The organism is Limnothrix sp. PR1529, assembly GCF_002742025.1.
Lineage (GTDB): Bacteria > Cyanobacteriota > Cyanobacteriia > CACIAM-69d > CACIAM-69d > CACIAM-69d.
The window spans coordinates 1-12,518 of sequence record NZ_LIRO01000030.1; the positions used below are offsets into that span (position 1 = coordinate 1).

Sequence of the window (12,518 nt, forward strand, 5' to 3'; positions counted from 1 at the left end):
CCCCAACAGCCACCCCGATCGCCAGCCCACCAACCGGCGATCGCCCCTCTGGGCCGCCACCGGGACTGACCTGGGTGGAACTCAAAATCTGTACCCTGGGCCGCAGCAATCCCAACAGTTCCCTTGCCAGCGGCGCAACTCTTTGGGCCCGCCAAGCGGACTTGGGCGATCGCGTTGTGGCCGCCGCTCCCCTCCCCTTGCCCAACGGCTGCCAAGCCTCGACAATCACTCCCGATGCTGTCAACAACCCGCCGTGAATTGGTGATAAGTTGAGCGCGGACTTGCGATCGCCTCCCCGGGGACAGCCATGAACAGCACTGAATCTTGGAAATATTTCTTTCTTGCGGACGGGTGGGTTGTTGGGCGCGTTTGGAGCACCGATGGCCCCTGGAGCACCATCGCTTGGCGACGCGGGCCCCGCATTGAACGCACCCACCTCTCCATCACCCAGCAGGACGAAGTGCTCTGGCTGTATCGGGCCGAGTCCAGCATCGTCACCATCGAGGTCAAGCCCGAACCGACCACCACGGGCGACGGCAACTTCAATCAGCCGATTGGGCAAGTGCTGCTCACCCGTTTAATCAGCGCCGACCAGGTAATCGAACGGCTGAGCCTGGCCCAAGCCCACTTTCAAACCCAAAAAGCCGGCCAGTTCTAGGGTTTCCCCGATCGCCACGGTCTCGATCCCCAACCGTCAACAACGGCTGGCGCATTCCCCTGCCAATCACCCATTGCCGCCATCACAGGGCGATCGGCCTCCCCGTTTGCTTGCGATCGGTATGTGGACTCTATACACTTTTTTAGATAACTGCCTTAACGGATTCTTTCGAGAAACTGCATCGCGACTTCCATAACAGGCGATCGATTTACTGCACTGCTGTATCACCAACGATTGAGGAGGCCGTAGTCAATGGGACTACCCTGGTATCGAGTGCATACAGTCGTCCTGAATGACCCAGGCCGACTGATTGCCGTACACCTAATGCACACAGCGCTTGTGGCCGGCTGGGCCGGTTCCATGGCGCTGTTTGAGCTATCCAACTTCGATCCGAGCGATCCCGTTCTGAACCCCATGTGGCGGCAAGGCATGTTCGTGCTGCCCTTCATGGCGCGTTTGGGCGTGACCGAATCGTGGGGCGGCTGGAGCGTCACGGGTGAAACTGCCACCAACGTCGGCTTCTGGAGCTTTGAAGGCGTAGCAACTGCCCACATCGTCCTTTCGGGTCTGCTGTTCTTGGCAGCCGTTTGGCACTGGGTGTTCTGGGATTTGGAACTGTTCACCGATCCCCGCACGGGCGAACCCGCCCTCGACTTGCCGAAGATGTTCGGCATCCACCTGTTCTTGTCTGGTCTTCTCTGCTTTGGTTTCGGTGCATTCCACCTCACGGGTCTGTTTGGACCAGGGATGTGGGTGTCTGACCCCTATGGCATCACTGGCCATGTCCAGCCCGTTGCGCCCGAGTGGGGGCCCGATGGCTTTAACCCCTTTAACCCCGGCGGGATTGTGGCCCACCACATCGCTGCGGGGATTGTCGGGATTATTGCCGGTCTGTTCCACCTGAGCGTCCGCCCGCCCGAGCGCCTCTACAAGGCCCTGCGGATGGGGAACATCGAAACCGTGCTGTCGAGCAGTATCGCTGCGGTGTTCTTCTCGGCCTTCGTGGTTGCGGGCACCATGTGGTACGGCAACGCCACCACCCCGATCGAACTGTTTGGCCCCACCCGTTATCAGTGGGATAGCGGCTACTTCCAACAGGAAATCCAACGTCGCGTTCAAACCGATGTGGCGGCTGGCAAGAGCTTGGATGAAGCTTGGTCGGCAATTCCCGAAAAACTGGCTTTCTACGACTACGTGGGCAACAGCCCCGCCAAGGGCGGTCTGTTCCGCGTCGGCAAGATGAACAGCGGCGACGGCACGGCCAAGAAGTGGCTGGGTCACGCGGTGTTCACCGATGCTGAAGGTCGCGAACTGAACGTGCGCCGTCTGCCGAACTTCTTCGAAACCTTCCCGGTTGTGATGACCGATGCGGATGGTGTGGTGCGTGCGGACATTCCGTTCCGTCGTGCAGAATCGAGGCTGAGTGTTGAACAAAGCGGTGTCACGGCTAAGGTCTACGGCGGTGCGCTGGGCGGCCAAACCTTCACCAACCCGGCGGATGTGAAGCGGTTGGCTCGCCGTTCGCAGTTGGGCGAACCGTTTGAGTTCGACACCACCGATGCAGATGGCGTGTTCCGCACCAGCCCTCGCGGTTGGTTCACCTTCGCCCATGCTTCGTTTGCGCTGCTGTTCTTCTTTGGTCACATCTGGCACGGTGCTCGGACGCTGTTCCGCGACGTGTTTGCTGGGATTGAAGCTGACCTGGGCGAACAAATCGAGTTTGGTGCGTTCCAAAAACTGGGCGACTTGACCACCCGTAAGGAGTCGGTCTAGGGCTTGGCTTTGGTCACTCTAGCTTTGGGGTGCTAGGGGTCAGACTCTGACTCCTTGGTAGCCCAAAAATTAACGAGAGAGTCTGGAATTCCAGGCTCTCTCGCTGTGTTTTGGGGGTGTTGGGCGGTGGGGCCGATCGCCCTGGGCAGCTTGCCTTCAGTGCCAGCCCCAGGTTTTTTCGAAAGTTCTTTTTCGAAAGTTCTTTTTCGGAAGTTCCTTTTCAGAAGATTGTTGCAGGTTGTAAATCCTGATTTGACGGGATTTTGGAAACTGAACGTTTTCGACCCTTGCTTGATAGACTGAGGAAAAGTTGTTAGGAAATGAACGATGGAAAGCGTTGCCTACATTTTGATTTTGGCGTTGGCGATCGGGACGTTGTTTTTTGCAATTGCCTTCCGCGAGCCTCCTCGGATTGGCAAGTAGGCAAGGCTTGGCCGCATGGACTGCGTTGAGCTTGATTGCACGGAGCCTCACGATATTGAGCTTCCCGACATTCGGCTTGGCAACATTAGCGCCAGGGGCTGTATTGGCCATATCGGCTGTATTGATATTTGGATCGTTGGCCCGATCGCCCAATCTAGAGTTGGGAGCTAGCCCTTCGGTGGCTCGATCGACCATGATCACCGTTCAACCCGAGTGATGAATCGTTTGGATGGAGGGTCTGTGGGGCAACTCGATCGCACGGTTTGTCACTCGGGTTCTGTTATGAGGGGTGATGCCTGTGCGGTGTCCGTTCTGCCATCACACGGATAGTCGGGTGCTTGAATCGCGGGCGGCGGAAGGCGGACAAAGCATTCGGCGGCGGCGCGAGTGTTTGGCTTGTTTACGGCGCTTCACAACCTACGAACGGGTGGAATTTGTGCCGATCGCGGTGGTCAAGCGAGACGGGCGGCGGGAATCGTTCGATCGCTCAAAGCTGCTGCGGGGGTTAATCCGCGCCTGTGAAAAAACTGGCATTGGCGTAGAACAGTTGGAATCGATCGTGGACGAAATTGAAGCGGAAGTCCAACAGCGATCGATTCGGGAAGTGAAAACCAATGAATTAGGCGAACTGGTGCTCGATCGGTTGCGATTGCTCAGCGAAGTGGCCTACGTGCGCTTTGCCTCGGTATATCAGCAATTTCAGGGCATTCGGGATTTTGTGGAAACCCTCGATCGATTGCGAGCCGAGCGGGCTGAAGCGCATATTTGGCCAACGGCCACCCCCCTTCTGGAGGATGTTGCTCTGGGCGGCGACCATAATTCCTGAAGCCGCTATTCCTGAATCAGCCATTCCTAGAGCAACCAGCAAGGGTCACGAAAAGCCCCGCAGTCAGCAATTTTGATTATTTTTGACTATCTTTTTTGGGTTATCTTGAATTCATTTTTTGATCCTTCCAGGAGATTTCTGGGGCGATCGCTGTCATCCCCCAACCACACAGGGGGCCCGGCCGCTTGTCAAATGCCCCTAAGAGTGGCAAAACCAAAGTGGCAAGACCAAATATCGGCATTGGTTGCAGCGTCAACCAACGGTCGCACCTAAGCATGGAGTGAATCAAAGTGGATGCAGTGTTGGGGCTACTCGTTTCTCTCGCCGTGGGCTTGGGCTATTTTGCCAGCTCCGCTCGGGTGATTGAACAGGGAAATAAAGCATTGGTTGAGCGCCTCGGTCGCTATCAACGCACGCTCGATCCGGGATTGAACTTTGTGATTCCGTTCGTGGATTCGCTGATTGTCGAAACCGTGCGGGAACGCGACCTGGATATCGCCCCCCAGCAAGTCATCACCAAAGACGGCTTGGCGATCGAGGTAGATGCCCTCGTTTCTTGGCGCATCGTTAACTTAAAAGCCGCCTACTACAACGTTGATAATCTAGATGATTCCCTCAGAAACCTGGTTTTGACGGAATTACGCGCCCGATTCGGCCAAATTGATCTAGAGGAGACCTTCTCCAAAATTGAAGAATTGAATAATTACCTGCTGGAGCGCCTCGATACGATTACCACTGAGTGGGGCATCAAGGTGCTGCGGGTGGCCATCCAAAACATCAAGCGCCCTGAAGAGATCGATCGCGCCATGGAGCGGGCCCGAATTGCCGAGCGGGAACGTCAAGCCGCCGTTCAAGAGGCAGAAGGAAAGCGCGATGCAGCCATTGCCGAAGCGGAAGGGCGCAAGCGGGCCGCCGTTTCTGAGGCGGAAGGGATTGTGCAAGCGGTGCAGCTCATTTCGGCCGCCATGCAGGATCGTCCCCAAAACAAGGGGGTCTTGGAGCAAATGGTGAAATTCCTGGTGGCTCAGCGCTATGTGGACGCTAGCCAGCGCATTAGCGAAAGCCCCAACTCCAAGGTGATCTTTATGGATCCCAAAGCCCTCACGGAAACCGTCAACGGCATCATGGAGGGCGAGGAATCAACCCCTGCTCGCCACAACCACATACATGGCAAGGTTGACTTTGCAGACTTGGATGGCCCGGGCGGCGCTTAGGCCGGTTGGTTGGCGCGGATCGTTGGAGCAAGGGGCTTAAGCCCCTTGTCTGGGTCCGTTAGGGTACGCATCGATCGACCGCTTTCACTGGATTGCAGGCAATGACAACCAGAGCCTAGGGCTGTGCGGGCGACGGACTGGGGCTGGCGGCGGGGGTTGGTTCAGCGCCGGGCTCCGTGGCCGCCAGCTTGCGGATTTGATCTTTGAATCGATCGGGTGCTAACCCCGCAGCCGTTGCAAACAATTCCTCAGCCTGTTGAGTCTTGCCTTGGTTGCGCAGCACGATCGCCTTGGCCAAAACCGGTCGAAAATCCTTGGGATTGCCCTCTAGGGCCTTGTCAAACGCAGCGATCGCGTCGTCATACCGCTCCAACTTGACATAAACCTCGCCCAAGAGCAGCCGAATTGATACCACATCGGCGCTGTTGGGCTTGCTTTTATTGGCCGCGATCGCCTGATCCAACGACTCCTGCACCAAACCCACGGCCGCTTGGGGGCGCTGCTGTTCCACCAGCAGGGTGGCCAATCCTTGCAGGGCCTTGAGGCTATTGGGCTGACGATCGAGCAGGGTGCGGTAGGTGGCTGCCGCCGCTTCCAAGTCCCCCGCCTCTTTTTGGGCTTGGGCTAACAGAATGCCGTAGTCCGGTTCGGAAGGGTTCAGCTCCGCTAGCTTGGCCAACGGCGCGATCGCCCCCTTGCGATCGCCCATTTTCAGCTTGGCTTCCAACAGCCCCCGCAGGGCCGTTTGATTGTCCGGCTCCCGTTGCAGCACCAACTCATAGCCCTTGGCCTCATTCATGAGTCGATCGCGCTCCGAGCTGGCCGGGCTAGTTCCCGGGCTGGCGGCAGAATTGGGGGTTTGGCGTAGGCCTCCCAACAAGGGCAGCACCGACAGTCCAACAAAAGCGAGTAGCGCCAAAAACAGCACAGCGCTCGTGAGCCAACGGTTTTGCTTTTGATTCGTCACAGTTTTTGCCTCGTTTGCCTGACGGAAGAGCCGCCCCGGGCTGGGGAGTCTCTTGGGGGGCCGTAACCCGACATTTTGACATCCACACGCTCTAAACCGACAGGAATTCTTGGATCCGATCCCTTCGGCAACCGAGCAAACCCCATGCGGCGATCGATCCCTAATTTCGCTCAAATGATGATGGCATCAGGGTTTTAGGTCAAGTCCAAATCGGCAACGCTTCCCCGAACTCCCAAAAAACCAGAAAAATCTTCTGACTCCCTTGGGCTATCCATGCATTCAGTAGAATAGGCAGATTGACAGCCCCCGGGTCTTGGCCCTTGAGCCGTCACCTTCAGTTTCCCCATGAACCCATGGGGTGATTGGTCTCTGGAAAATGCCATTCCAGGGGGTTGGGTGAGTCCTGGGTTGGCCCCGTCAATATCAGTTCCGAATCGGTTTCGTCTGAGGTCTCTTGGCTCATTTCTCGGCTCATCTCGGGAAGCTGGCTGAGGCCCGGCCCTGAAGGATCTTTGCCAAATGATTTTTGCCAAATGATCTTCAATGGCTGTGGCGCGATCGCCCTGATTTGCATTTCTGATTTGCATTTCTGATTCGCGCTGATCCAGTGTCATACACATCGTCATGCGCACCGTGATGCACCGATCGCCGGGCTGACCGATCGCTGACCGATCGCCGAACTGATCTCTGTTCCTCGCTCCTGTCTCCGTCCCCTGCAAGGAGGTCTTATGTGTCCCCCGTCTGAGCCGCCTGCGGCCGAGTCATCCACACCGAACAACGGGCCCAAGCGGCCAAACCCGCCCCCCGTCCGTCCCAATCCACCTGCCGCTCAAGCCGAAGAAGCCCCTCGCAAGGAAGCCGCTAAATCGGAAAAAGAGTCCGCCAAAATCGTTAGTATTTCCAAGCCCGTGCGGCGAGACCCAACCGCCACCCCCGAACCGACCGCCGCGCCGGAACCCGTGGAACCGGAGGAAGCCGCTCCCATCTCGGAAGAGGACAGCACCCTTGGTTTGCGACTGCATCCCATTCCGCCCCCCAGTGACCCCATGCAATACCGGGCGATCGGGCTGGTGCGAGGCCGCTATCTGCCTTCCGAAGAGCGCCTAACCAAGGGTGCTTTGGTGGTGGAAAACGATATCCAGATCGATGCGGTGTTGCTGGGCCGGGTCATGAGCCTTGTCAAAAACCACATCGACCTCGATAAGGAACACCTGTGGGTGGTTTATCCGCGCACCCGTGAAAATCACCTGCATTTGCAAGTGGTGGGCGTTTGGGAGCCGGAAACCTTGCACCGCAAGCCGCCGGAAGGATCCGATGAGCCGGTTTTAGAACCAGCCGTGGTGGATCAAGAATTTTTCTCGATCCGAGGCGAGGTGATGTTCCATCGGGCCGACCAAGAGGCGGTAACCATGCGCATCCAGCAAGCGCCGCGTCGCCCCGATGACAAGGCGAAGGCGTTCAAGATCCACTTGAAGGGCGTGCTGGGTGAGCGAGCCGTGGGCCATTTCTGGGATGTGGAGGTGAAGCGGGAAGGGGATGTGCTGACGATCGTGCAGGGCACATCCATCCGACGAATGCCCCCCCGCAAACCCCGCAAGCCGACGGGTAACCACAAGCCTCGGGGCGGCGGAGGTCGCCGGTTTAATCGGAACGATCGCCCGCCGGGGGATCGGCCCGAAGGGACTCGGCCCGCCACACCACGGCCCCAACGGAGCGGAGACCAAAAGCCATCGAAACCGCGGCCACGCAGCGCGGCTCCGGAGGGCGAGGCTCACGAATCTTCAAGGGAATCCTAGGCGGCTAACGGAGACCGTGGTTCCCTGCCAGTCTGGGAAATAAGTTCAATTGGGAGCGATTAGTTGAGGCGATCGAGTTCCAGGCAACAAATTTGCCAGGGCTTGATCGCCTTTGTGCTGGCGGGGTCTGCTGGGGTTGTTGCTGTGGGCGTTGGGGTGGAGTCCGGCAGGGGATCGCCCAACAAATTGACCCGATCGCCCCAGGTCAAGGGCAAATCACTAATCAGGTGCAACTGACCCGATCGACCAACACTTTCATAAAGCCGCAACACCCAGCGATCGGCCCGTTGGGGATGGCGGGTGAGGGCCATCAGTTGGGCATAGTCACAGCCCAAGTTGAGCAAGGTAGCTTGGGTGGGCAACTGGGGCGCGATCGCCGGATCGGCCGCAGCTTCGGCTAATTGCGGATCCTCAGTGGCGGGCACAGGAACCCAACAGGCCAAGAGCGGTGATTGCAACTCGGCCGATCGCTGCACCGTCTGGGCCCCTTGCCAGCCGCCCAAGTGGGGATAGATTGCATAGGTGAATTCCCAGGTACCCCGATCGCTGTGGGGATCGGGCCAACAGGGCGATCGCAACAAACTCAGGCGCAGGTGTCCCGGCTTGGCATCAAACCCATGGGGCCCCGTGGTCAATAAACTCACCCCCCAGGCCGCCACATCCTGCGGCGTGGGATCCGCAATTTGGGGAGTCCGATCGGGGGTCGCGTCAGGGGTCGCATCGGGGGTCGATCGCCCAGGCACAGCAGGATGATCCGCAATTAAGCGGGCGGCCAGGTCAGCCCAGCGCAGGGCGGGCACTTCCCACTTCGCTTGTTCGGCGGCGGTGCTGGGTCGGGTGGGGCGAACAATTGCCCCGCAAGGAATTTCGTAGGTGGCGAGATCCGGTTCGTCACTGAGGGGAAAGGCGGCTTTTAAAAGCACTTGGGTTTCTTGCCATTGGGCGGTAGTGCGAATTTGCAACAGGGGCGATCGGGACTCCAGAACGTAATCTTGAGTGATCACCGATTGCCCCACCTGTCGTCGCACTCGCAGAACTTGGCGCACGGGGCCGGACTCTTCCCATCGCCAATCCAACAGTTGAGCCGGAGGCAGCGCGTTGGTTTCGTAGGCGGGATCAATATTCCAAGCGTCCCAATATTGCCCCGCGTCCCGAAAGGCTTGCAGCTCGTTGCCGGGGCCGGACAAGATTTCGCAATTTTGGATGATGTCAAACAAACTGCTGATGTTGCCGGTAATCGGATCGATCGTGACCCGTAACCAGGGATTTTGCAGAATCGGCGGCTCGCTGGGTAAATGTTGCAAGTCCACCATCGTGGGTTCGGCATCGGGCACTAACCACAGGCATTGATAACCCACGCCGGGACAGTCATTCACCTGCACCAACAACTGATCGCCCCGGGGCCCCGATCGCTGAGTTAACAACGGTTGCCCATCGCCACTCACCGCTCGCCAAGATCCCGGGGGCAACGCCAGTTCCACCACGCCCGATCGCTCCCAACTGAGGCTGTTAAAAATCACCACGGGGGAGGCTCCGGCCACGGGCGGTTGGGTCAGGTCGATCGCAGCGCACCAGTGACTTAATGCGCGATCGCGCCCGGCCAAGGCTCCGGCTTCCGCCACCTGCCAATCCCCATTCACGGTTTCGTAGACTTCGGGGATCGAAGTACCGGGCAAAATGTCATGGAATTGGTTAAACAGCACCCGTTTCCAGGCCTGCTCTAAGTCTGCAAAAGCAGCGGTGGCCAACTCGGGAGTCACCAGCCCTGCCATTTCCGCCAAAGACCACCAAAGTTCCGCTTCATACAGCAGTCCTTCACAGCGACGGTTGGCCAGCTTTTGATCCAAGTGGGTGGTGTAGCAGCCGCGATGAAACTCCAGGTACAGTTCATCGCGCCAGCGGGGCCAGGTGTCGATCGCGGCGAGTTTTGCACCCAAGTCAGTCACCCGTCCAAACCCTAGCTGCGGGAACAGGGGAGAAGCAGACCAGCGCTGCCACTGCTCCAGCATTTCCCGGGTGGGGCCGCCTCCTCGATCGCCCAGCCCCGGTAACCAAAGGCTGGTGGGTTGGCCGGTGGCCTGTTCCCAATCGACGGCATACCGAGCGATCGCCAGGGGATCCGCGTCCGTGCCAATGGGCGGCAACATCCAGCCCAACACTTGCGACCCATCGGGACTTTCCCAGGTGATGGCCTCGTGGGGGAAGCGGGTGGTGTCGTTCCAGCGCAGTTTTTGGGTGGCAAAAATATCAATGCCCCCTAACCGCAACAGTTGCGGCAATTGCCAGCAGAACCCAAAGGTATCGGGCAACCAGGCAATCCGGGCCGGTTGATCCGCCACCCACTGGCCTTGATGGTTCAGGGCAAATTGTTGACCGTAAAGAATTTGGCGGGCGATCGATTCGCCGCTGATGCAGTTCAAGTCCGGCTCAATCCACAGGCCCGCCGCCAGTTCCCACCGCCCTTCCCCAACCCGATCGCGCACTTGAGCCATCAGGGCCGGGCGATCGGCCGCCAACCACTCAAACAGGGCCGGGCTGGAATGGGTGAAGGTGAGGTCAGGAAATTCCGTTTGCAACTGCAAGACCGATCGAAAGGTGCGATCGGCCGCATCCCAGGTATCCGCCACGGGCCAGAGCCAAGCCATGTCCAGATGAGCATGGCCCACGGCGTGAATTTGTCGCTGCTTGAGCCAGTCGGCCCAACCGGCCGCCACCAGGGTTTGGCGGGCCCGTTGCAGGGAGGCTTCAAAGGCCACCCGATCGGCTAAGGCCGCCCAGTGAATTTGCCTGATCGCCTGATCCAAACTGGCGCGATCGGGGCGATCGGGCGATTCCAAAGTGGCAAACTGAGCCACCACCGCCAACTCATCGGCCAGCGTTCCCGGATCCAGGCGATCGACCAAAGAAGCCGTCTCAAAAATCAGCTCTGCCTTCACCAGCGCCCCTTGATCATGGCCGGGTGACACCAATCGAATCGCCAAATCAAACGCCATGCCCGGTTCCGCCGCCGCGCTCAGCAACCGCCGACAGGCCGGATCGAAGAGATCGCCCGCTTGGACAAATTGCCCATTCAGATAAATTTCCGCCACTTCCGCCCACCAACCCAAGGCCAGTCGCAGCGTCAGCCCCGCGATCGGGTAGGGTTCTGCCAAATATTCCGGAATCACAATCCGTTGGGCCAACCACAGGGTCGATCGCCCCGCCGCCACGGGGATGTGGCCCTTGTCATTCACCGCCATCTGCGGCCAACGCGACCACCGATCGGGATCCAAGGCCCAATCTAGACGCAATTCCCCTCGCCACCCCTGCCAAGCGGTTTGGCAGCGATATCGAGTGAGGGAACGCAGCCGATCAATCGAGAACTGCCAAGGCTCAGAATTCTGCGGAGTCACGGGAAGCTAGGCTCAGTGTATGTATACTTTCTCCAATTTAAAGGCCATTCTCCCGTCGCTCTTTCGCTGGCTCGTTCACTTCCACGGAATTTGAGGCCACTGAGATACAAATCAGGCTTAAATCAAGCAGAACTCAGGCTCAAATCAAGTTCAAATCAGGCTCAAATCAGGCTCAAATCAGTTGCCCTCAGAATGATGGTCCCGCAGGACGTTGGGGAGAAAACCACAACACCCGATAGCTCGGCCACTGCTCCACCTGGGTTAACTGCCGCACCCGCCGACCATCCGCACTCGCCACATAGATATGGTCACTACAGGTGACCTGACCAGCGGTCACCAGCCGCCGACAGGGGCCCGCAAAGCCGGCTACCAAAGCCAGTTGTTGGCCATCCGGTGACCAGGTATAGGCCGACAAATCCCCCAGGCGCTCCCCTTGGGTCACCAGCGGCAATTCCTGAAATTGGCGCGATCGAGTATCTAAAATCCAAATTGAGGACTGGGATTTCACCCCGGACGATTGGGGAAACAGCCACTGAAAACTCAAAAATTCATCAAGCGGATCGTCGTTGCCGCGCACGGCCGGGTTGCGGTGATTTAAAAAGCTCAGCCGCTGACTATCCGGTAACCATTGGAAGTCGTACATGGCGACTTCGGGCACTTGAAAAGGCGTGGTTTCCCCTTCCCGAATCAGCACTTGGGGCGGCTTTTGCAAATCCAGCAGGGTCAGATCGACCGCCTCTTGCCCCAGTTGATAGCGGGCAACGGCCAGGCGCTGACTATCGGGAGACCAGCTCATCCAGCGAATTTCCCGATCGGCATCATCGTTCGCAAGCCAAAGGCGTTGTTGGCCCGTTTGCCGATCGAGTAAGTAAATTTCCGAAAAAGTGGCTTCACCACGCGACTCAATTCGTTCATAGGCCAACCAACGGCCATCGGCACTCCAGGCCCGCCGGCCATTGGAGCTTTGGGCGGCGGGGGGAACGGTGAGCGATCGCACTCCCCCTTGGGGCGTAATCAAAAAGGGACTCGATCGCCCGGAAAATACGCCTTGATAGATCAACCCGCTGCCATCGCGCAACAAAACGGGCGGGCCATTTTCAATTAGGGCTTGATTTTTGTTGGGCTGCTCAATTTCCAAGTCGTTTTGCAGCAGCCAGCGAGCCACCAAGCCCGTTTGTAAGTCGGCCGTATAAAATGCCAACCGTGATGGGTCGGGGCCTTGATTGTTAATGTCCGTGGTCACGATCAGGGTGTCCCGATCGTTGGGCAGTTCTGTAACGCTCGGTAACTGTGCTTTGGGCAAGTCACTGACGCAACCTAAGAGTAGAGAGAGCAGGCCAAGGCTTGAGCAGCGCGCCGCGATCGCCCGCCACCGCCAGAGTTGAAAATTGGATCGCAACAACATTCGATAAGGTCACCATTGGCGACAGCCAACAACAGCCAACGACAGCCAAAAAATGATCGTGCGC

The 12,518-nt window shown here is 58.3% G+C and carries 10 protein-coding genes; 7 read left to right on the forward strand and 3 right to left on the reverse strand.

The window, feature by feature from the left end:
• The 6 genes from AMR42_RS20235 to AMR42_RS04760 form a co-directional block, all read left to right on the forward strand.
• A partial coding sequence (locus AMR42_RS20235; protein WP_158234359.1) for a hypothetical protein occupies window positions 1–257 on the forward strand: 257 nt, incomplete at its 5' end.
• Between the two features lie 50 nt (window positions 258–307).
• Window positions 308–658 carry a hypothetical protein gene (locus AMR42_RS04740; protein ID WP_099532320.1) on the forward strand — a complete coding sequence of 117 codons (351 nt, stop codon included), beginning with the start codon at window positions 308–310 and terminating at the stop codon, window positions 656–658.
• 252 nt (window positions 659–910) lie between these two features.
• Window positions 911–2,431, forward strand: coding sequence for a photosystem II chlorophyll-binding protein CP47 (psbB, locus tag AMR42_RS04745; RefSeq protein WP_099532321.1), 1,521 nt, complete (start codon window positions 911–913; stop codon window positions 2,429–2,431).
• 327 nt (window positions 2,432–2,758) lie between these two features.
• Window positions 2,759–2,854 carry a photosystem II reaction center protein T gene (locus AMR42_RS04750; RefSeq protein ID WP_037216787.1) on the forward strand — a complete coding sequence of 32 codons (96 nt, stop codon included), beginning with the start codon at window positions 2,759–2,761 and terminating at the stop codon, window positions 2,852–2,854.
• A gap of 298 nt (window positions 2,855–3,152) precedes the next feature.
• On the forward strand, window positions 3,153–3,680 hold the full coding sequence (nrdR, locus tag AMR42_RS04755; protein WP_099532355.1) for a transcriptional regulator NrdR: 528 nt from the start codon (window positions 3,153–3,155) through the stop codon (window positions 3,678–3,680).
• A 290-nt stretch (window positions 3,681–3,970) separates the two neighbouring features.
• On the forward strand, window positions 3,971–4,894 hold the full coding sequence (locus AMR42_RS04760) for an SPFH domain-containing protein (RefSeq protein ID WP_158234360.1): 924 nt from the start codon (window positions 3,971–3,973) through the stop codon (window positions 4,892–4,894).
• 115 nt (window positions 4,895–5,009) lie between these two features.
• On the opposite strand, the gene AMR42_RS04765 is transcribed toward AMR42_RS04760, so the two are convergent.
• Window positions 5,010–5,861, reverse strand: a complete 852-nt coding sequence (locus AMR42_RS04765) for a lipopolysaccharide assembly protein LapB (protein WP_099532323.1) — start codon at window positions 5,859–5,861, stop codon at window positions 5,010–5,012.
• 728 nt (window positions 5,862–6,589) lie between these two features.
• Between AMR42_RS04765 and AMR42_RS04775 the strand changes: the two genes are divergently transcribed.
• Window positions 6,590–7,657, forward strand: coding sequence for a hypothetical protein (locus AMR42_RS04775; RefSeq protein ID WP_099532325.1), 1,068 nt, complete (start codon window positions 6,590–6,592; stop codon window positions 7,655–7,657).
• 59 nt (window positions 7,658–7,716) lie between these two features.
• Here the strand turns inward: AMR42_RS04775 and AMR42_RS04780 are convergent, their stop codons facing one another.
• Both AMR42_RS04780 and AMR42_RS04785 read right to left on the reverse strand, forming a co-directional pair.
• On the reverse strand, window positions 7,717–11,049 hold the full coding sequence (locus tag AMR42_RS04780; protein WP_099532326.1) for a glycoside hydrolase family 38 C-terminal domain-containing protein: 3,333 nt from the start codon (window positions 11,047–11,049) through the stop codon (window positions 7,717–7,719).
• 187 nt (window positions 11,050–11,236) lie between these two features.
• Window positions 11,237–12,454 (reverse strand): PD40 domain-containing protein, encoded by a 1,218-nt coding sequence (locus AMR42_RS04785; protein WP_099532327.1) that lies wholly within the window; start codon window positions 12,452–12,454, stop codon window positions 11,237–11,239.
• Between the last annotated feature and the right edge of the window lie 64 nt (window positions 12,455–12,518).

Coding starts and splice junctions, on each gene's coding strand:
- AMR42_RS04740 (WP_099532320.1), top strand. CDS start 308: ATGAACAGCACTGAATCTTGGAAATATTTCTTTCTTGCGGACGGGTGG.
- psbB (WP_099532321.1), top strand. CDS start 911: ATGGGACTACCCTGGTATCGAGTGCATACAGTCGTCCTGAATGACCCA.
- AMR42_RS04750 (WP_037216787.1), top strand. CDS start 2,759: ATGGAAAGCGTTGCCTACATTTTGATTTTGGCGTTGGCGATCGGGACG.
- AMR42_RS04775 (WP_099532325.1), top strand. CDS start 6,590: ATGTGTCCCCCGTCTGAGCCGCCTGCGGCCGAGTCATCCACACCGAAC.
- AMR42_RS04785 (WP_099532327.1), bottom strand. CDS start 12,454: ATGTTGTTGCGATCCAATTTTCAACTCTGGCGGTGGCGGGCGATCGCG.